18 protein-coding genes are annotated in these 20,733 nt (G+C 58.3%); 10 read left to right on the top strand and 8 right to left on the bottom strand.

Annotated elements, in window-relative coordinates; all coding sequences use genetic code 11:
• Positions 1-2 precede the first annotated feature (2 nt).
• The 5 genes from nadA to hutI all read right to left on the bottom strand — a co-directional run bounded on the left by nadA (position 3) and on the right by hutI (position 6,411).
• Entirely contained in the window at positions 3-1,052 is a 1,050-nt protein-coding gene (gene nadA, locus GOW09_RS13850; protein WP_171119198.1) for a quinolinate synthase NadA, read from the bottom strand.
• Between the two features lie 142 nt (positions 1,053-1,194).
• A complete protein-coding gene (gene hutU, locus GOW09_RS13845) occupies positions 1,195-2,877 on the bottom strand; it encodes a urocanate hydratase (protein WP_171119196.1) in 1,683 nt (560 codons plus the stop codon).
• Positions 2,874-3,668, bottom strand: a complete 795-nt coding sequence (gene hutG / locus GOW09_RS13840; RefSeq protein WP_171119194.1) for an N-formylglutamate deformylase — start codon at positions 3,666-3,668, stop codon at positions 2,874-2,876. Before hutG ends, hutU begins: the two co-directional genes overlap by 4 nt.
• Complete coding sequence (hutH, locus tag GOW09_RS13835) at positions 3,665-5,203, bottom strand: histidine ammonia-lyase (protein ID WP_171119192.1); 1,539 nt, start codon at positions 5,201-5,203, stop codon at positions 3,665-3,667. Before hutH ends, hutG begins: the two co-directional genes overlap by 4 nt.
• Complete coding sequence (gene hutI / locus GOW09_RS13830) at positions 5,200-6,411, bottom strand: imidazolonepropionase (protein WP_171119190.1); 1,212 nt, start codon at positions 6,409-6,411, stop codon at positions 5,200-5,202. The genes hutH and hutI overlap by 4 nt, the downstream gene beginning before the upstream one ends.
• 82 nt (positions 6,412-6,493) lie before the next feature.
• Here hutI and GOW09_RS13825 point away from each other — a divergent pair, with 82 nt between their 5' ends.
• Together GOW09_RS13825 and GOW09_RS13820 are read left to right on the top strand one after the other, a co-directional pair.
• Positions 6,494-7,855, top strand: a complete 1,362-nt coding sequence (locus tag GOW09_RS13825) for a formimidoylglutamate deiminase (RefSeq protein ID WP_171119188.1) — start codon at positions 6,494-6,496, stop codon at positions 7,853-7,855.
• A gap of 78 nt (positions 7,856-7,933) precedes the next feature.
• Entirely contained in the window at positions 7,934-8,635 is a 702-nt protein-coding gene (locus GOW09_RS13820) for a GntR family transcriptional regulator (RefSeq protein ID WP_171119186.1), read from the top strand.
• Between the two features lie 92 nt (positions 8,636-8,727).
• On the opposite strand, the gene GOW09_RS13815 is transcribed toward GOW09_RS13820, so the two are convergent.
• Positions 8,728-9,111 (bottom strand): LysR substrate-binding domain-containing protein, encoded by a 384-nt coding sequence (locus GOW09_RS13815; protein WP_171666267.1) that lies wholly within the window; start codon positions 9,109-9,111, stop codon positions 8,728-8,730.
• Between the two features lie 294 nt (positions 9,112-9,405).
• On the opposite strand from GOW09_RS13815, the gene GOW09_RS13810 reads away from it, so the two are divergent.
• Positions 9,406-10,368, top strand: a complete 963-nt coding sequence (locus GOW09_RS13810) for a CHRD domain-containing protein (RefSeq protein WP_171119182.1) — start codon at positions 9,406-9,408, stop codon at positions 10,366-10,368.
• Here the strand turns inward: GOW09_RS13810 and GOW09_RS13805 are convergent.
• Positions 10,356-10,973, bottom strand: a complete 618-nt coding sequence (locus GOW09_RS13805; RefSeq protein WP_171119180.1) for a TetR/AcrR family transcriptional regulator — start codon at positions 10,971-10,973, stop codon at positions 10,356-10,358. The two genes, GOW09_RS13810 and GOW09_RS13805, sit on opposite strands and share 13 nt — an antisense overlap.
• Positions 10,974-11,119: 146 nt before the next feature.
• Between GOW09_RS13805 and GOW09_RS13800 the strand changes: the two genes are divergently transcribed.
• From GOW09_RS13800 to GOW09_RS13775, 6 genes are all read left to right on the top strand, one after another.
• Positions 11,120-12,049, top strand: coding sequence for an AEC family transporter (locus GOW09_RS13800; protein WP_171119178.1), 930 nt, complete (start codon positions 11,120-11,122; stop codon positions 12,047-12,049).
• Between the two features lie 103 nt (positions 12,050-12,152).
• Positions 12,153-12,986 carry an S-formylglutathione hydrolase gene (gene fghA / locus GOW09_RS13795; RefSeq protein WP_171119176.1) on the top strand — a complete coding sequence of 278 codons (834 nt, stop codon included), beginning with the start codon at positions 12,153-12,155 and terminating at the stop codon, positions 12,984-12,986.
• Positions 12,987-12,989: 3 nt separating this feature from the next.
• The gene (gene sthA / locus GOW09_RS13790; RefSeq protein ID WP_171119174.1) at positions 12,990-14,447 is read left to right on the top strand and encodes a Si-specific NAD(P)(+) transhydrogenase; all 1,458 of its coding nucleotides are present in this window, start codon (positions 12,990-12,992) and stop codon (positions 14,445-14,447) included.
• Positions 14,444-14,899, top strand: coding sequence for a YaiI/YqxD family protein (locus GOW09_RS13785; RefSeq protein ID WP_171119171.1), 456 nt, complete (start codon positions 14,444-14,446; stop codon positions 14,897-14,899). Before sthA ends, GOW09_RS13785 begins: the two co-directional genes overlap by 4 nt.
• 121 nt (positions 14,900-15,020) lie before the next feature.
• Positions 15,021-16,127, top strand: a complete 1,107-nt coding sequence (mtnA, locus tag GOW09_RS13780; RefSeq protein ID WP_171119169.1) for an S-methyl-5-thioribose-1-phosphate isomerase — start codon at positions 15,021-15,023, stop codon at positions 16,125-16,127.
• Positions 16,128-16,190: 63 nt separating this feature from the next.
• On the top strand, positions 16,191-18,230 hold the full coding sequence (locus GOW09_RS13775; protein WP_216603848.1) for a bifunctional aldolase/short-chain dehydrogenase: 2,040 nt from the start codon (positions 16,191-16,193) through the stop codon (positions 18,228-18,230).
• Positions 18,231-18,275: 45 nt separating this feature from the next.
• Here the strand turns inward: GOW09_RS13775 and GOW09_RS13770 are convergent, their stop codons facing one another.
• Positions 18,276-19,511, bottom strand: coding sequence for an MFS transporter (locus GOW09_RS13770; RefSeq protein ID WP_171119167.1), 1,236 nt, complete (start codon positions 19,509-19,511; stop codon positions 18,276-18,278).
• 148 nt (positions 19,512-19,659) lie between these two features.
• On the opposite strand from GOW09_RS13770, the gene zapE reads away from it, so the two are divergent.
• Entirely contained in the window at positions 19,660-20,727 is a 1,068-nt protein-coding gene (gene zapE, locus GOW09_RS13765) for a cell division protein ZapE (protein ID WP_170345293.1), read from the top strand.
• The last annotated feature ends 6 nt before the right edge of the window (positions 20,728-20,733 follow it).

The raw sequence follows: 20,733 nt of genomic DNA, 5'->3' as shown, positions 1-20,733 counted from the left end.
GATCAGATGCCGAGCTTGCGGGACAGATCAATCATCGCCTGAACAGATTTGCGGGCCTGCTCTGCCACGTCTTCGGCGACCTCGACCTGGCCTTCCATCGTGTGCAACGCATAGAGGATCTTTTCCAGCGTGATCTTTTTCATGTACGGGCACATATTGCACGGCCCTACGAAATCGACCTCGGGCAGTTCATCCGCGATGTTCGACGCCATCGAACATTCGGTGATCAGCATCGCCTTTTCGGGTTTCTCATCATGCACATATTTGATGATCCCGCTGGTTGAACCGGAATAATCCGCCTCGGCCACCACATCCGGCGGGCATTCCGGGTGCGCAATCAGGCGCGTTCCGGGGTTCCATTCCCGGAAGTCGCGCAGGTCCTGAGCGGTGTATTGTTCATGCACGATGCAGGAACCGGGCCAGTAAACCACATTCTTGTGGCTTTCATTGGCCACGTTTTGAGCCAGATATTGATCCGGCGTCATGATGACCGTGTCGCTCTCCATGGCATTCACGATCTGCAAGGCGTTCGACGAGGTGCAGCAGATATCCGAAGCCGCTTTGACCTCGGCAGTGGTGTTCACGTAAGACACAACCGGCGCGCCGGGGTATTTGGCCCGCATTTCGTCGATTCCTTCGGCAGTAATCGATTCTGCCAAAGAACACCCCGCATCCATGTCGGGCATCAGAACAGTTTTCCCGGGGCTCAGAATTTTCGATGTCTCGGCCATGAAATGAACCCCGGCCTGAACGATCACATCCTCTTCCACCTCGCTGGCCTTGATCGCCAGTTGCAGGCTGTCACCCACGAAATCGGACACACCATGATAGATTTCCGGTGTCATGTAATTGTGCCCAAGGATCACGGCGTTACGCTCTTTCTTGAGCGCGTTGATCGCCCGCACATAGGGCGCATAGATCGCCCAATCCGGCGGGCTGATCACACGATCCATACGGGCAAACGTGTCTTTCATCTCATTGGCCAACGTGGCCGATGGGGCGAGGTCATAGACGTCCGAAAGAACAGTGCGGACTTGTGCAATATCGAGCAACGGGCGAGCCACCTTTGTCAGTTGTCGTTAGCCTGGCGGGCTGCTTAACGGCTTAGCCCTAGCGGAAACATCCCCGGTTCGAAACCGGAAAATGAGACGTTAGCGCTAAGCCATGCAGACAAATTCAAAGATGAATGGCAAATCAGCCCAGAATCCCCGGCAGACGCAGCCCGTGTTCACGTGCGCAGGCCTTGGCGTCCGCATAACCCGCATCTGCGTGACGCCAGACGCCAGAAGCCGGATCGTTCCACAGAACCCGCTCTAGACGTCTGGCCGCTGCATCGGTTCCGTCGGCACAAATCACGACACCCGCATGTTGGCTGAAACCCATGCCAACGCCGCCTCCGTGGTGCAGCGAGACCCATGTCGCGCCCGAGGCGGTATTGACCAGCGCGTTCAGCAGCGGCCAATCCGAAACGGCGTCCGAGCCGTCCTTCATCGCCTCGGTTTCGCGGTTCGGCGACGCGACCGAGCCGCTGTCGAGGTGGTCGCGACCGATGACGACCGGCGCCTTCAACTCTCCAGATTTGACCATCTCGTTGAATGCCAGCCCAGCCTTGTGGCGGTCGCCCAGTCCGATCCAGCAGATGCGCGCGGGAAGGCCCTGAAAGGCGATGCGCTCCTGCGCCATGTCGAGCCAGTTGTGCAGATGGGTGTTTTCGGGGAACAGTTCCTTCATCTTTGCGTCAGTTTTGTAGATATCCTCGGGATCACCCGACAGTGCGCACCAGCGGAACGGGCCGATGCCGCGGCAGAACAACGGGCGGATATAGGCGGGCACGAAACCCGGGAAGGCAAAGGCGTTTTCCAAGCCTTCGTCCTGCGCCACCTGCCGGATGTTGTTGCCATAGTCCAGGGTTGGCACACCCGCGTTCCAGAAATCGACCATGGCGGCCACGTGTTGCTTCATCGACGCTCGGGCTGCCTTTTCCACGGCCTTGGGGTCGCTTTCCCTCTTGTCTTTCCACTGCGCCATGCCCCAGCCCAATGGCAGATAGCCGTTGACCGGATCATGGGCGCTGGTCTGGTCGGTCACGATGTCAGGGCGCATCCCGCCCGCCTGCATCCGCCGGTAGATTTCGGGGAAAATCTCGGCCGCATTGCCCAGCAAACCGACCGATTTCGCCTCGCCCGCCCTGGTCCAGCGGTCGATCATTTCCAGCGCTTCGTCCAGCGTCTCGGCCTTTTCGTCGAGATACTTGGTACGCAGGCGGAAATCGATGCTGTCTGGATTGCACTCGACAGCCAGGCAACACGCCCCTGCAAAGACCGCCGCCAGAGGTTGCGCACCACCCATGCCGCCCAGACCACCAGTCAGAATCCACTTGCCGGTCAGGTCCCCGTCATAGTGTTGACGTCCAGCCTCGGCGAAGGTTTCGTAAGTGCCCTGAACGATGCCTTGCGTCCCGATATAGATCCACGAACCGGCCGTCATCTGGCCGTACATCATCAGGCCCTTCTTATCGAGCTCGTTGAAGTGGTCCCAGTTGGCCCAATGCGGCACGAGGTTCGAGTTCGCGATCAGCACCCGAGGTGCATCGGCATGCGTCCGAACGATGGCGACCGGTTTGCCGGATTGCACCACCAGCGTTTCATCTTCCTCCAGGTCCTTGAGGCTAGCAACGATGGTGTCAAAATCTTTCCACGTCCGCGCGGCACGTCCGATCCCGCCATAGACAACCAGCTCATGCGGATTCTCGGCCACATCAGGGTGCAGATTGTTCATCAGCATCCGCATCGGGGCTTCGGTCATCCAGCTTTTGGCGTTCAGTTCGGGCCCTGTCGGGGGATAGATGTCACGGGTATTTTTGCGAGGATCGGTCATCGGGCAAGCTCCAATGCAGTGTCATGGATAGCGTCAAGAATGTCTTTGAGCCACCGGCGCAGGCGGTCGGCTTTGTCGGTGTCAAAAGCCCAGGGCGGCGCTTCAGTTTTCAGGTAGGTCGACTGAGCCAGCTCCATCTGGATCGCGTGAACCCCTTCCGAGGGGCGCCCATAATGGCGCGTTGTCCATCCGCCCTTGAACCGCCCATTCAGAACAGCCGTACAGGGCGAGGACGCCGCGAATTCATGCGCTATGGCTTCGATTTCCGGCGCGCAGGTCGCCCCATTGTTCGTGCCGATGCTCATATCGGGCAGAGTACCTTCGAACAGAAAAGGAATATGGCTGCGGATCGAGTGGCAATCATACAGCACCGCAACCCCATGCGCCGCCTTCACGCGTTCCAGCTCGGCCTTCAGGGCGGCATGATACGGTGCATGAAAAGCTTCCCGTCGTTCGAGGATATCCTTTTCCGAAGGCGGGATGTCCCAAATGCCCTGGCCGTCAAAATCCGTCAGCGGCACAAGAGAGGTCGTGTTCTGGCCGGGATAAAGCGACACGCCCGTCGGGTCCCGGTTGGCGTCGATCACATATCGGTGGAAGGTCGCCCGAACCGTGGTCGCACTGGGCAGAAGTCCTTCATACAAGGTATGAACATGCCAATCCGTATCTGCTAGAGCTTGACCCCGCGCATTCAACTTGGCCTCGATCGTGGCCGGAACATGGGTGCCGGTATGCGGCAGACCCAGCACGATCGGACCGTCACCGCGCGAAATCTCGACCGGGCCGCTCATGCGCCAAGTTCCGGCATGGCGATGCCCGTGCCACGGGCAATCTCACCACTGGCAATCAGGGCCGAGGCTGCTTCGATCTCGGGTGCCATATAGCGATCGTCACCCAAGGCCGGCACCACGGCGCGCAACCGTGCCATCACGGCCTGCAACGTATCGCTCGTAGGCAGCGGCGCGCGGAACTCGACCCCTTGTGTGGCACACAGCAGTTCGACCCCCAGAATGCGTTCCAGATTGGCAACCATCTGCCCCAATCGCCGCGCACCATGGGCCGCCATCGAAACGTGATCTTCCTGATTGGCCGATGTGGGCGTCGAGTCCGTCACGCATGGATTGGCCAGATGCTTGTTTTCGCTCATCAGTGCGGCAGTCGTCACCTCAGCGATCATATAGCCCGAATTCAGGCCCGGATTGGGAGTCAGAAAAGGCGGCAGATCAAAGCTGAGCGCCGGATCAACGATCAACGCAATGCGGCGTTGTGCAATTGCCCCGATCTCGGCCACGGCAAGCGCGATCATGTCTGCGGCAAACCCAACCGGTTCGGCGTGAAAATTCCCGCCCGAAACGATCAGGCCGGTTTCCGAAAGAACCAGAGGATTGTCCGTCGCCGCGTTGGCCTCGATTTCCAGCGTTGTTGCGGCCTGCCTCAGCACATCCATCGCGGCCCCCACCACCTGAGGCTGGCAGCGGATACAATACGGGTCCTGAACCCGGGTATCGCCATCCCGATGGCTTTCACGAATGACCGACCCGGCCAGCAGCGCCCGCATGGTCACGCCGGCCTCGATCTGCCCGCGATGCCCGCGCAACGTGTGGATTTCCGGTTGCAACGGGGCGGTCGAACCCATGATCGCATCCGTCGTCAGCGCCGAGGTAACCAGCGCGCTTTGCGCCGCCTGCCATGCGCCAAACAGGCCGGACAGCGCAAAGGCCGTCGAAAACTGGGTGCCATTGATCAGCGCCAGCCCTTCTTTGGGGCCCAATTCGATCGGGTGCAGACCCGCTTTGGACAGCGCAGCATCACCGGGCATCACATCGCCACCGAATTCGGCCTCACCAGCGCCCATCATGACGGCAGCCATGTGGGACAAGGGCGCAAGATCACCCGAAGCCCCGACTGAACCCTGCGCCGGGATCACCGGGGTCACACCTTGTGACAACATCCCTTCCAGCAGGGTGATCACTTCTGGCCGAACCCCCGAGGCCCCGCGCCCCAGGCTCAGCAATTTCAGAACCATCATCAATCTGGCAAGGGCGCGCGGGATCGCAGGGCCCACACCACAGCAATGGCTGAGGATCAGGTTGCGCTGCAAGGTTGCCGTGTCCTCGGCCGCGATTTTGACGCTTGCCAGTTTCCCGAACCCTGTGTTCACGCCATATACGGCGGCCTCTCCCGCCGCCGCATCGGCGATGCGCTTGTGCGCTTCTTCGACGGCCGGGCGGCAAGCGGGATCCAGTTGAACAGCGCGCTCTTCGCGAAAGACCTGTTCCAGCTGCGACAGGGTAACGGTGCCCGGGGTAAGGGTGAGGGTCGTCAAAATATACCTCCGAAAATGCGGGTATGAAGAGGGTTGAATCCGATGCGATAGGCCAATTCCGCGGGGTGTTCGACATTCCAAACCGCCAGATCAGCGCGCCGCCCGACTGAGATCTGACCGCAGTCAGCCAACCCGAGAGCACGGGCCGCGTGAACCGTCACGCCTTGCAGGGCCTCTTCTGGCGTCATGCGAAACAGGGTGCATCCCATGTTCATCGCCAGCAGCAACGAGGTCATCGGCGCTGAACCGGGGTTGCAATCCGTGGCAAGCGCCATGGGCACAGCATGCCGACGCAACAGGTCAATCGGTGGCGCCTGCGTTTCGCGCAAGGTGTAGAACGCCCCCGGCAGAATAACGCCGACGGTACCGGCCTGCGCCATATCCAGGACACCCGCTTCATCAAGGTACTCAATATGATCTGCCGAAAGCGCGCCGTATCCGGCAGCCAGTTTTGCGCCGCCCAAATTCGACAATTGTTCGGCGTGGATCTTGATCGGCAGGCCAAGCTTTGTCGCGACATCAAAAAGCGGGATCAACTCTTCCGGTTGAAAGGCGATGCCTTCGCAGAAGGCATCGACCGCATCGGCCAATCCCTCGGCATGTGCGGCGCGAAGCGTGGGAATGCAGACCTGATGAATGTAGTCCGACGCCCTGCCCTCATAGCCCCGAGGCACCGCATGAGCCCCCAAAAAGCTGGTCAGAACGCGGACGGGACGATGATCCGGCAACGCCCGAGCCGCGCGCAACATGTTCAATTCGGTATCGTCATCCAATCCGTAACCGGACTTCACTTCGATGACCGATACCCCTTCGGCCAGCATCGCATCAACTCGCGGCAATGCCTGTGCCACCAACTCCTCCACTCCGGCTGCACGCGTGGCCTTTACCGTTGAGATGATCCCACCCCCGGCGCGGGCGACCTCTTCATAGCTTGCGCCGTTCAGGCGCATTTCGAACTCTGACGCGCGATGGCCACCGTGAACCACATGGGTGTGGCAATCGATCAAGGCGGGCGTAACCAGGCGCCCACCCATTCGAACCCTTGGTTGGTCGGCGAAACGTGATGGAAGATCCACAACAGGGCCGACCCATGCGATACGCCCGTCCTGCAACGCGATCGCGGCATCCGGGACCAAACCGTATGGCGGTCCGCCTTCGGTCATCGTTGCGGCATCAAGATCCGTCAAAACCTGCGTTTGCGTCTGCATGTGACTCGCACCCTCCATGCATTTCCTGCTTTTCTAGTACATTTCTATCATTTATATGTCTATGCATAAAACGAGGTAAAAAATGGCTATCTTCGCTAATCGCGCATTATTGAGCACTGGTTGGGCTACGAACCTGCGGGTGGAAATCAGCCAAGGGCTGATATTGTCGCTGCAACAGGGCGCGACGGCGCAAGAGGGTGACACTTGCGTCGACACTTTGCTGCCCGCATTGGCCAATCTGCACAGCCACGCATTTCAGCGCGCGATGGCAGGCATGACCGAATACCGAAAGGCCGGTCGCGACAGTTTCTGGACGTGGCGGGAACTGATGTATCGTTTCACCCAGCACCTGACGCCTGATCACGTGCAGGCGATTGCCGCTCTGGTCTATATGGAGATGCAGGAAGCCGGTTACGCCTCGGTTGGTGAATTCCATTATCTGCATCACCAGCCAGACGGCACACCTTATGACAATCTTGCAGAGCTGTCCCAGCGGATCATGGCTGCTGCGGACGAGACGGGAATCGGGCTGACGCATCTGCCCGTACTTTATTCTTACGCAGGGGTCGGCGAGCAACCGTTGGAATCGGGACAGCAACGATTTGGCAATGATGTAGACCGCTATCTGGCGTTGGTCGAGCAAGCGCAAGTGGCACTGGGCGATCTGCCGGATGACTGTCAGATAGGCATTGCACCACATTCCTTGCGCGCGACATCACCACAAGATCTTGCCCGGGTTCTGGACGCAAAAAAGACGGGACCTGTCCATATCCACATTGCGGAACAACCCATGGAAGTTGAGCAGGTTCACGAGGGTCTGGGCGCCCGCCCGGTGGAATGGCTGCTGAGCAATGCAACGGTAAACCATCGCTGGTGCCTCATCCACGCCACTCATATGACGGAAAAGGAAACCCGCGATATGGCCGCAACGGGCGCGGTCGCGGGGCTTTGCCCGATCACCGAGGCCAATTTGGGGGATGGCCCTTTCAATGGGGCCGTCTTTCTTGAAGCCGGTGGTCGTTTCGGGGTCGGGTCGGATTCAAACGTGTTGGTTTCGATGACAGAGGAACTGCGTACGCTGGAGTATTCCCAACGCCTGCGAGACCTGTCGCGCAATGTCCTGGTCGAAGGGGACGGTTCGGTTGGACAGACACTGTATTGCAATGCGGCTTTGGGCGGTGCGCAGGCCCTGGGTCGCGCGGCGGGCCAGATCGCAGCAGGGATGCTGGCGGATCTTGTTGCCATCGACAGCCAGGATCCGGCACTTTGTGCCCTGCGTCCTGAACAGTTGCTCGACGGGTTGGTCTTTGCCGCGAAGGACCACGTAGTGACCGATCTGTGGTCGGCTGGCCGCCATCAGGTACGCCGGGGCCGCCATATTGCTCGGGATCGGATCGTATCCGGCTATCGGCGGGCCATGGCTGATCTCATGCCGAGGCTTTGAGCTTGCTGCCGCCTTTACGGGCTGACAAAAATGGCCTCATAATAGCAATATGTTTGTACCTAATTGGATGAACACCACGTGACCGATCAAAAACCTCTCGGCTTTCAGGACATTCGGGACGAAGTCGTGAACCGCATTCAAACCCGTGTCTGGCCACAGGGCAGCCTGTTGCCCACCGAGATGGAACTGGCAGCCGAATTCGGCGTTGCACGGGCGACGGTCAATCGGGCGCTGCGGGAACTTGCCGAACAGGGAATTGTCACCCGCAAACGCAAGGGTGGCACGCGTGTTGTGACCACACCGGTAAAACAGGCGAAATTACCGATCACTGTCGTTCGGCAGGCCATCGAAGAAATGAACGCCGAATACCGCTATGCTCTGGTCAGCCGAACACTGATCGATTGCCCCGCGTGGTTGCAGGCAAAGCTGAACATCCCGGAAGGTGCGCAGGTCGTCCATCTGCAATGTATGCACCACGCCGACAACCGTCCATTCCAGTTCGAGGAACGCTGGATCAACGTCAGCACCGTGCCTCAGGTTCTCGACGAAGATTTCCTGACCACCGGGCCGAATGAATGGCTGCTGTCCGAGGTGCCGTTTTCAAACGCTGAAATTGCCTTCTCGGCCGTCCCCGCAACAGGGCATTTGCAGGAGTTTCTGGCGGTACCGCCCGGCACACCGTTGTTTCAGCTGGAACGTACGACTTGGTTTCGCAGCGATCCGGTTACTTTCGTGCGCATGACTTTCCATCAGGGATACCAGATGCGCACCACGTATTGAGGCCAGAGCACCGAACAGGTTTTGACATAGAGGCAAAACCTTATCGCTTCGATCCCACCTTCCTGACTGTCGTGGCAGTCACCTTTGCCCGTTCAGCGTCCGAAGCAGCCGAGATTTGGTTCTCGTTGTTCAGCGGCCAAGGCCGAGACAATTGTACAATCGTCGGAATGGCAAATATGGCGGCAGATCGTCTCGAACCTCAGCGTGGTCAGGTCGAAACCTTTGCTGATCCGGGTTGATCCGTCATGTTTGGGAAGCCTCCCCTCAAGTTCGTATCCGAAACCGTGTGGAAGCCGGATGAAATCATATGGCGGAACATCCTCTGGGGTGGTGGACGACAAGGCGCAAAGCGGTTGCCCTTTTCGAAGGGCCAGAAACAATGGTTCAGACCAGATTGAAGTGAAATCCAAAGCGGCGCTGCTGTTGATCTTCGCCACAAGCGCCATGTCCAGCAAGTGATCATCGACCATACGCAATATATTTTCAGGCAGATCCTAGATCAGCGTGACCCCCATCCTTGGAAACAGCGAGCTGAAGGGTTCAGAGAGATACCCGGTCAGATAAGGGGCCTAAGTCGGAGGCATTCCGACGGTCAAAGGAACTGTTTCAGGGTCGCGGAACTCGGTCGCGGTGTCACGGATTTTCTGCGCATCGTTCAGAAGGCGCCCAGCCAGTTCAACGACACGGGCACCGTACAGTGTCGAGGCACCTCGTTGTTGAGGCGCAGGAAAAGATCGGTTCCCAATTCCTGTTCAAGTTTTTTGCTCTGGTTGGCCAAGTTTGACATTCGCACCGTCACCCTGAGCGGTAGCCTGAACGCGGAGCAAGAGCCCGGGCCGGCCTTGGACAGCAAGGTCACCGGCCACGCGACCGTAGTCATCACCCGGAATTCGGCGACCGGAGAAGTCTCGTATTCCAGCGAACTGAGCGTTTTCGGGCGGAACGAAGCTGACCTGAACACGCTCATCCCCGGCGCGGTTTCGGCCATCCATCTGCACAATGCGCCGGTCGGCCAAAACGGCCCGGTTGTACAGGAATCGCTGGCGGAGGCGTGCACCACGCTGAACGTGAACGCATCAGGGGGCATCGGTGTCATCGGTCAGGACGTGATCTCGAACCAGGTCAAGACCGATGGACTGTTTTCAATTGAGTACGCCATTGGCTCGGCTGATGGCGACGTGATTGTCGGCAGCGATCTGACCAATGCGCTGAACGGCGCCGTCGGCGATGATCCACAGAACAGTGAAGGCGACGACGACATCCTTATCGGTTGCAATTCGGCGATTTCGGGCCGGATCAATCCCGGTGACATCAACAAGCTGAAAATCGGTCAGGCCACACGGATTCGTTTGTTAGCTTTTTCGCAGGCCAATGTGCCCGAGTTCCGAGGTTCCATCTTTTATCTCAGCCGACGCATTGGAGGACGAACGCACTGGCGAGTGCAATTTCAAGACCCGGGTCAAACTGAACGATCGGCAATCCGACGAAGTGGCGGCTTTGGACTTGGTCCCCGGCATGCCCGCAGACCTGTTCGTCAACACAAGCGAACGCGCAGTGATTGCATATCTGGCACAGCCTGTCAGCGAGCGTCTGGCCAGAACTTTCTTCGAGTAAAGGGTTTTACAAGACTTGCAGCTTTAAACTGTTGTGTATCGAGTGTTTTGGTGAGTAAGCGATGGTCTGCGCCCCTGTTCCGGGCGCGGGCCATCACTTTTGTGGGTCAGACCCCGTAACGGGCAAGAAACATGTCAACAGCCTGAGCAGCGACCTGATCTATTTCTTCCTGAGTGAACGTGTTCTGAATACCAAAAGCCGCCCGGGTCCAGATCCGCACTTTGCACAGTTCGGAAAACTGCTCGGCAGCGATATGTACATCATCAATGGCCAATTCACCCTTGGCCACGGCTTTTTCCAGATACTCGGCCATCTGTCGCTGGCCGTTTTGCGGCCCTGCCTCATAGAACGCACGACCAAGCTCGGGAAACCGGTCGCGCTCGGCAACGCAGATCCTGAAAACCTGCTGCGCGAAATCCGACACAAGAAAGGCCGTCAATTGCGTCGCCGTGATCTGAAGCACTTCGCGGGCAGGCTTGGTTTCGTCGATCATCGAGATGACCCGCTCGGCCATCAGGCAGCATTCTGTCTGGGCCACTTCCATGAACAAAAGGCGCTTGTCCGGGAAATAGCTGTAAAGCGTTGCTTTTGACACGCCAGCCGCGCGGGCAATGTCATCCACACTTGCCCCTTCAAACCCATCCGCCATGAAAACCTGTCGAGCCCCGCGCAGAACCTGGTCGAATTTCCGGCCGGTGCGCAGAATGGTGGCGGTCTGGGTCATGTCTTCTCCTCGATCGATAGCCGCGCCAGTTTATAAACCGTTCGGTTTAGATACAACGATTCTCGAATATTTCAGCGAAGCGGAGGTTGCATTTGCTTTGATGCCGGGGACTTGCAGCGCGTTCAAACCGTGCTAGGACTGGGCCCATGGTCGAAATATTTCTGCGCACCCTTCCGTTTTTCGCGATTATCGGCCTGGGCTTTTGGGCGGGGCGCACGCGGTTCTTCACGGCTGAAGCCACGGCATATCTGACCAAGTTCGTCTTTTTCTTTGCATTGTCGGCGATGCTGTTTCGCTTTGCCGCCACCCTTCCCTTTGCCGAGATTTTCAATGCCCGGCTCATCCTAGGATATCTGCTGGGAACTATGACCGTTTACGTTCTGGCGTCGGCCATCGCCTGGCTGCGCGGGCTCGACATTCCGACTGCTGCGGTCGAGGCTCAGTGCGCGGCCATCGGCAATGTCGGGTTCCTCGGGCTGCCCATGCTTTCCCTTTTGTTCTCCGAGGCTGCGATCGGGCCCGTGATGCTGGTCCTGACCGTCGATCTGGTCGTGTTCTCTTCCCTGATCGTGATCCTGATCAACGGCGGCCGTGACGGTAGATTGACCCCGACCACCTTCAAGCTGATCGGACTGGGTTTGGTCCGCAATCCCATGATCGTATCCATCTCGGCCGGTCTCATCTGGTCCTCGCTGCAATTGCCTGTTCCTGAACCTCTTGGCGATTTTCTTATCATTCTCGGTGGGGCAGCAACTCCGGGTGCATTGTTCGCCATTGGTGCATCATTGGCGGACAAGTCGGCTGAACGTGTCCAGATCGCGGCATGGTTGAGCTTCTGCAAACTGGTGATCCATCCGGCCTGCGTTGCGGTCGCTCTGTTATGGCTGATACCGATTGATACTTTTCCCGCAACTGTTGCCATCTCTGCCGCTGCTTTGCCTGTGGCGGGCAATGTTTACATGCTGGCCGCGCATTACGGCATTGCCCCGCATCGCGCGTCGGCGGCAATCCTTCTATCCACAATCGTCAGTATTCTCACCGTGCCGATGGTGATCGCCTGGGCGGGCACATTCTGACCTTCACCTTTTCGAAAAATACTCTCAACGAAGGCGCACAGACTTTACGCCGGGTCCGCGGATCGTTAGCCATGTTGCGACTCGAAAACAAGGACGGTGCCTGATGGAAACCATTTCGGAAAATGCCTGTTTCGGCGGTGTGCAGGGCGTGTACCGCCACGCTTCCTCGTCGTGCAAGTGTGACATGACTTTTGGCCTGTTTCTTCCAGCCGAGGCCAAGGACGGCCCGGTCCCGGTTCTTTGGTATTTGTCGGGATTGACCTGCACCCATGAAAACGCGATGACCAAAGCCGGGGCTCAGGCGTGGGCCGCGGAACAGGGAATTGCCGTGGTGTTTCCAGATACGTCGCCGCGTGGTGACGGCGTCGCAGATCACGAAGATTACGACCTGGGTCAGGGCGCGGGGTTCTATGTGAACGCAACACAGGAACCCTGGGCACCGCATTTTCGGATGTGGGACTATGTTGCCGAAGAGCTGCCCGCCCTGCTGTGCGAAAACTTCGCCATCGACAGCGAACGCCAGGCCATTACGGGCCATTCCATGGGGGGGCACGGCGCCCTGACACTTGCCATGAACCTGCCCGGACGCTTCCGTTCGGTGTCAGCCTTTGCGCCGATCTCGAACCCGACCGGAGCGGATTGGGGCCGCAAACAGCTGAGCGCCTACCTTGGTGACGACGAAGCGCTTTGGTCAAAACACGATGCGTCCTTGTTGATGAAGAAAACCGGCTTCGACGGTCCGATCCTGATCGACACCGGTGCAAACGATCAGTTCATGGATTTTCTGCGCCCCGAAGCGTTGGCGCAAGCCATCGCCGAACGTCGCCAGCAAGCGACGTATCGCTTCCAGCCGGGTTACGATCATTCGTACTTCTTTGTGTCCACGTTTATGGAAGATCACGTCATCTTCCATGCCGAGGCACTGTACGGAGACTGAGGGATGAGCAGCTACGATTATGACCTGATCATCATAGGGTCGGGGCCTTCTGGGCGTTCTGCGGCGATTCAGGCAGGCAAACTGAAACGGCGTGTGCTGGTCATCGACCGCAAAGACCGTTTTGGTGGCGTCTCTGTCCACACCGGGACAATTCCGTCCAAGACCTTGCGCGAAACGGTTCTGAACCTGTCGGGCTGGCGCGAGCGCAGCTTTTACGGGCGTTCATACCGGGTAAAGGATCAGATCCGGGCAGAAGACTTGAAAGCCCGCCTGCATATGACCCTCGACCATGAAGTCGATGTGTTGGAGCATCAGTTCAATCGGAACCACGTCGAAACCCTCGACGGCCTGGCCAGATTTGTCGGGCCGCACGAAGTAGAGGTCGCAACCGATGCCGGGGAAACAACGCGTGTGACGGCCGCGAAGTTCCTGATCGCGACAGGTACGAAAACCTATCGACCGGATTATGTCCCGTTCAACGGCAAAACGGTAGTGGACGGTGATGAATTTCTGGAAATGGCTGAGATTCCGCGCTCGTTGGTCGTTATCGGTGCCGGGGTCATTGGCGTAGAATATGCCACGATGTTTTCAGCCCTGGACGTGCGTGTGACGCTGATTGAACCCCGCGACACGTTTCTGGATTTCATCGACAGCCGGTTGATCCACGACTTTACCCATCAGATCCGGGAAAACGGTGTCGACCTGCGTTTGGGCTCGGCTGTCGAGAAAATTGAAGACGCCGGTGAACATGTGGAAGTGACCCTTGAAAACGGTCGCCACGTTCGCGCTGAAATGCTTCTGTTTGCGGCCGGACGCATGGGGGCGACGTCCAAACTCAATCTGGATGCCGTCGGGCTGGAAACAGACCACCGCAACCGGATCAAGGTAGACCGCAAGACATATCAAACGGCGGTGCCGCATATCTATGCCACGGGCGATGTGATCGGACATCCGTCACTGGCATCGACCTCTTTGCAGCAGGGGCGCGTGGCTGCCTGTCACGCGCTTGAAACGCCCACGCTGCCGGAAAGCCCGTGGTACCCCTATGGCATCTATTCAGTGCCCGAAATATCAACCTGCGGAATGTCGGAAGAAGAATTGCAGGAGCGCAACATCCCCTACGAAGTCGGTGTCGCGCGATTCCGCGAGACGTCACGCGGGCATATCATGGGGCTGGAACACGGCATGTTGAAAATGCTGTTCTCGCTCAAGACCCGCAGGGTGCTGGGTGTCCAGATCGTTGGTGAAGGCGCGACGGAGTTGATTCATATCGCGCAGGCCGTGCTGAACCTGAAAGGTACGGTGGACTACTTCGTTCAGAACACGTTCAACTACCCGACACTTGCCGAAGCGTATAAAATCGCGGGCCTGGATGCGTTCAACCGCATGCCCATACCCGAGGAATTCAAGGTCAAAAAGAAACCGGTGGAACCAGCAAAGCAAGAGGCAAAGAAGGCGTGACGACGCTGTATGTCGATGGCGATGCCTGTCCCGTAAAAGCCGAGGCCGAACGGGTCGCGACGCGGCACAAAGTGCCGATGGCGCTGGTGTCCAATGGCGGGCTTCGTCCATCGGCCAACCCGCTGGTGCAGGTCATTGTCGTTTCCGAAGGCGCCGATGAGGCCGACAAATGGATTGCCGAACGCTGTGGAGAAGGGGATGTCGTCATAACGTCCGACATCCCTTTGGCCGCAAAATGCGTCGAAGCGGGCGCACGCGTGCTACGCCCGAATGGTGAAACCTTCACCGCGGCAAATATTGGCCAACAACTGGCAATGCGCGATTTGATGGCCGATCTGCGCGCGGCCAATCCGTTGGGAACCGGCGGCGGTGGGCGACCCTTCGGCAAAGCCGACCGCTCGCGGTTTCTGGACGCCTTGGAACGGGAAATACGTGCCGCCAGAAAGGGATGATCATTCCTTTTGCCGGATCAATTACTAACCCGAATTCCGAAACGCCCGTTTACAAGTACCTCATTAGAACGCACCCTGTGCTTGAATTCCGATCAGGCTTTTCGAATACGGAGACTGCGTTATGAAAGTACAAGGCACCCATTGTCGGTCTATTTGGTGGGACAAACCGGCAGGCGTGGTTCGGATCATCGACCAAAGGTGGTTGCCGCATGATTTTCGGGTCGTAACCCTGAAAACCCTTGATGAATTTGCAGCTGCGATACGGGATATGTGGGTCAGGGGCGCACCCTTGATAGGCGCGACCGCTGCGTTTGGAATTGCCGAGCAGATGTCTCGGGACAGCTCCGAAGCCTCCTTTGATGCCGCGTATGACGTTTTGCATGCAACCCGACCCACGGCAATCAACCTGCGCTGGGCATTGGACAGATGCCGAGAAGCGCTGATGCCGCTTGCTCCGGGTGACCGTGCCGAGCGTGCCTGGTCGCTGGCGCAGGAGATTGCAGACGAAGATGTCGAGATCAACGCCGCAATCGGCCGGCACGGGTTGGAACTGATCAAGGATATCGCGGCCCGAAAACCCGCCGGAGAACCGGTTCGGTTGCTGACGCATTGCAATGCGGGATGGCTGGCGACTGTGGATTGGGGCACGGCCACAAGCCCGATGTATCACGCACATGACGCGGGCATCCCGCTGCACGTCTGGGTGGATGAAACCAGACCGCGCAACCAGGGCGCGCTGACATCTTGGGAATTGGGCGAACATGGCATTCCACATCGTTACATCGTGGACAATGCCGGCGGTCATTTGATGCAGCACGGCCTGGTTGATTTGGTGATTACGGGCACGGACCGAACCACGGCCCAAGGTGATGTTTGCAACAAGATCGGGACCTATCTGAAAGCTTTGGCTGCGCGGGACAACGGTGTGCCATTTTACGTCGCCCTGCCCTCCCCTACGATTGACTGGACCGTTCGCGACGGAGTCGCCGAAATCCCGATCGAAGAACGTGATTCCAGGGAAGTCACCCATGTCATGGGGGTTGATGGGCAGGGGAACATCTCGGATGTACGCGTGACGCCAGACGGCACGGAAGGTGGCAATCCTGCCTTTGATGTCACCCCAAACCGGCTGGTGACGGGGCTTATCACCGAGCGCGGCGTCAGCGAGGCGTCTGCTGACGGGCTTGCCCGGTTGTTTCCCGAACGGGCTGGTTCACACTTTGTTTAGTACAGTCTTGAATTGTGCAATCGCCCACGCGGATCATGCACCCGCTTAACTTGCTGAGAATGAATGATGATTGAAAACTGGTACAGGGCCGACGAGGCACGGAAATGGCGTGACCGGGCCGGAACAGACCCCGCGGATCAGGAACTGGGCGAACGTGTCTATACCTCGCGGCTGATCGGTCAGAACCCGGACCTCCTGATGCACGGAGGAGGCAACACGTCGGTCAAACTGGAACGCCCTGATCTGTTTGGCGATCCGCAGCGCGTTCTGCATGTCAAGGGATCTGGGTGGGATCTGGACAGCATCGAGGCACCGGGCTTGCCGGGCGTGTGGCTTGATCCTTTGATGAAACTGCGCGCATTGGACCATCTGTCAGATGCGCAGATGGTCAATGTTCAGCGCGCCAATCTGTTGGATTCGGGTTCTCCGAACCCCTCTGTGGAAACTCTGTTGCATGCATTTCTGCCGCACAAATATGTGGATCATACGCATGCGACACCCTTTCTGGTGCTCGCCAATCTGCCAAATGCCGAGAACGTCTGCCGCGAGATTTTTGGCGACCGACTGGGCATTGTGCCCTATATCATGCCTGGCTTCGGGCTGGCCAAAAAGGCGGCCGAGGTATTTGACGAAAACCCGAATGTCGAAGGGCTTCTGCTGCTTCAGCACGGGCATTTCACGTTCGGCGCGTCGGCGCAGGAAAGCTATGACCGGATCGTGGCGCATACCAACGAGGTTGCTGCCTATTTCGGAATGAAGGACCTGACGACAATTGGCCGTCGCGATCCGGCTGAGAATCTTGAGATATTTCCGATCCTGCGCGGGGTTATCGCCGAAGTGGCGGCCCAACGGGATGACCCGATGCCGGTTTTTGACCTCCGCAACGGGCCGGATGTCATGCATTTTTTCGATCGTCCGGATATTGATTCATTGGCCCAGCGGGGCATGGCGTCGCCGGATCACGTGTTGCGGACAAAAGGCTGCCCGCTTGTATTGCGCGCGTCGGATTTGTCTGGGGGGCGGTCTCGGATCAAGGCAAAGGTCGAAGAGTTTGCCAAAGACTATCGGGCGTATTTTGAACGGCAGGCGCCGCAGGCCGACGAACCCAAGAAACTGCTGCCCCAAGACCCCAAGCATGCCTGGATCGAGGGCGTGGGGGTCCTGGGAATGGGTCCGAACGCAAAGGCTGCCTCGGCAGCGGCAGATCTTGCGGAACAAAACCTGCGGGTTCGAACAGTGGGCGAAGACGCGGGCGGTTTTTTTCCCATCAATGAAAAAGATCGCTTTGATTGTGAATACTGGTCCTTGGAACAGGCGAAGCTGGGCAAAAGCTCACCACCTCCGCTTCAGGGCAAGATTGTGATGGTGACCGGCGGTGCAGGGGCGATAGGTTTGGCCACCGCCAAGGCCTTTGCTAACGCCGGTGCAAATGTCGTTCTGGTGGACCGGGATGAACGGGCGTTGGCCGAGGCCAAATCGACCCTTGGCACATGGCATTCGACATATGCCTGCGATGTAACCGAGAGAGGCGCCGCAGATGCCGCGATTGCGGCGGCGATACACCGGTTTGGTGGGATCGATGTAATGGTATCGAATGCCGGGTCGGCGACTTCGGGCGCTTTGCTGGATCTTGGTGACGACGAGTTCCGCGCGGCTTTTGAACTGAATTTCTTCGCGCACAAGGCATTTGCGACACAGGCTGCCCGAGTGATGCAAGCTCAGGGCCGCGGCGGTCAGATCCTGTTCAATATCTCCAAACAGGCGATCAACCCGGGCCGGAACATGGGGGCCTATGGCACGCCAAAAGCCGCCACCCTGTTCCTGTTGCGCCAGTTGACACTTGAATTGGCCGAATATGGGATCCGTGTGAATGGGGTGAATGCAGACCGAATTCGGTCTGGCCTGCTAACGGATGGGTTCATTCAGGAACGCGCTGCCGCACGTGGCGTTTCCGAGGAGACCTATATGTCAGGCAACCTGCTGGGCCGCGAAGTCGAGGCGAAGCATGTCGCGAACGCCTTTGTTGCGCTGGCGCTGATGGAACGCACCACCGGTCATGTCGTGACGGTGGATGGCGGCAATACCGAGGCCGAACTTCGGTAACGCCTTTGCCCGATTGGTTCCCTGCCTGTGGCGTATCGATGTGCCTCAGGCAGGAACTGCCGTTCGGTTCTCTCGGATCGGCAGGTGGACTATGGCGCTGAAGGCACCTATCGCGACCCCGATCCACCAAACCATGTTGTAGTCGCCATACTGGTCGTACATGCGTCCGCCAAGCCAGACGCCCAGGAAGCTGCCGATCTGGTGGCTCAAGAAGATAAAGCCATAGAGCGTTCCCATATAACGCAGACCGTAAAGATGCGCGACGAGACCCGAAGTCAGCGGCACGGTGGCCAGCCAAAGCGATCCCATCACCAGCGAGAACACGATGACCGTAAGGGGTGTGATCGGGAACACGATGAACAAAGCCGCTGCAATCGTCCGGCCCGTATAAACCGCTGCCAGAAGGTACTTTTTCGGAAAGTGGTTGCCGGCCCAACCCGCCAGCAGCGTACCGCCGATATTGGCCAGACCGATCAATGAAATCGACACCGCACCAAGTGCGGATGTGGAGGTGATCCCGATGGAATGCAGTACGCCTCCAGGCTGGATTGGTCCACACATCTCGGTCACGAAAGCCGGGAAATGCGCGGTGATGAAACCCAGCTGGTATCCGCAGCTGAAAAAACCCAGAAATATCAGCGCATAGGAAGGGTCGCGGAACGCCTTGCCCAGAATCTCGCTCATGCTTTCTTGCATCTCTGCCTTCGAAACGGGCTGGGGTGCGCGCATGAAGGGCAAGGTCAGCACAAGGGCAAGAATTGCCGCGGCGAACACGACAAAAACCTGCTGCCAAGGCAGGAAAGTCAGCAGCCATTCAGCGGTCGGCGCCCCCAGAACCTGCCCAAAGCTGCCCGCAGCGGTAACGATGGCCAGCGACATGGACCGGTTTTCATCGGTGGACGCGCGTCCGACAACCGCCAGAACCACACCAAACCCGGTCCCGGCGATGCCGAAACCCACCAGCCACGCGTATATCTGATGCTCGAACGGCGTAACGGACCACGCCGTCAGCACCATGCCAGCCGCGTAAGTGAGAGCGCCGAGGATGATGGCTCGGCGGTCGCCCACCTTTTCGGCAATCGCAGCAAAGATCGGCTGCCCGATGCCCCAGGCCAGGTTTTGAATTGCAATCGCCATCGAGAAATCGGTCCGAAGCCAGCCGAACTCATCGGCTATCGGAATCTGGAATACGCCGAACGACGCACGAACGGCGAAGCTGACCGTGATGATGATACATCCGACAATCAGAATCGGATTCAACAAGCGGGCGGATCGGGGCATGGGACCTCAGGCGTTACGTCCGAAGGACCGTATTACTTTTGGTGTCACCGTCAATTCAGCAGATTTGCGGTCACGGATAAACAAAATTGATGTGTCGCCAAAAATGGCTTCTTTTCAACGGCCGAGACGACGGGTAAGGCTCGGATTCATGACGGATCTTATTTCGCTTTACGAGGCCCGCATCGCGGACGGAACGCTGACACGCGACGACGCGCAAGAGGCCGTTCTGCCCCAATTCGAACGTATCCGGGCGGCACTGTCCAAGCCGGTCAAACGCGGGCTCTTCCGCAAGGCGCCTCCGCCCCCCAAAGGATTGTACCTATGGGGCGGTGTCGGGCGTGGAAAATCGATGCTGATGGACATGTTCGTCGATACGCTGGGCAATATCCCGGCACGGCGTGTGCATTTTCATGCCTTTATGCAGGAAATCCATGCTGGAATGCACAAGGCACGGCAACAGAATGTCGAGGATGCCTTGGCACCAGTGGCGAAGGAGGTGGTCAACTCAGTTCGCTTGCTCGCATTTGACGAAATGCAGATCACCGACATTACGGACGCGATGATCGTCGGGCGGCTGTTTGACTTGTTGCACGAGGGCGGCGTGGTCGTGGTTACCACGTCGAACAGGCATCCCGACGATCTGTACAAGGATGGGCTGAACCGGCAGCTGTTTCTGCCGTTCATCGCGCATATCAAAGAGCAGTTGCAGGTGTGGGAGTTGGTGTCGCCCACGGACTATCGGCAGAACCGGTTGGAGGGTGCCCCGGTCTATTTCACTCCGATTGGCCCAGAAGCCCGGCAAAAAATCCGGCAGGTCTGGACAGATCTTGCCGGTGGGCCCGCTGATCCGCTTGTGTTGCACGTCAAAGGTCGGGCCGTTGAATTGCCCGCCTTTCGCAACGGGGTGGCGCGGGCTTCCTTCTATGATCTGTGTGGCCGCATGTTGGGACCGGGGGATTATCTGGCGATTGCGGAAGAAGTGAAGGTGCTGGTGCTTGAGGACATCCCGCGCCTGTCTCGGAACAATTTCAACGAAGCCAAGCGTTTTGTCACCCTGATCGATGCACTTTACGAAGCCAGGGTGCGTTTGATCTGTTCGGCTGCGGCCGAACCAGAGATGCTGTATGTCGAAGGCGAAGGAACCTTCGAATTTGAACGCACGGCATCGCGCCTGCGGGAAATGCAGGATCAGGATTGGGGGCGAAAGGGGCGCTGATCCGCC

The organism is Ruegeria sp. HKCCA5463 (genome assembly GCF_013034175.1).
GTDB lineage: Bacteria > Pseudomonadota > Alphaproteobacteria > Rhodobacterales > Rhodobacteraceae > Ruegeria.
Note: the sequence above shows the minus strand (reverse complement) of the source record. Positions and strands in the feature narration are given on the sequence as shown.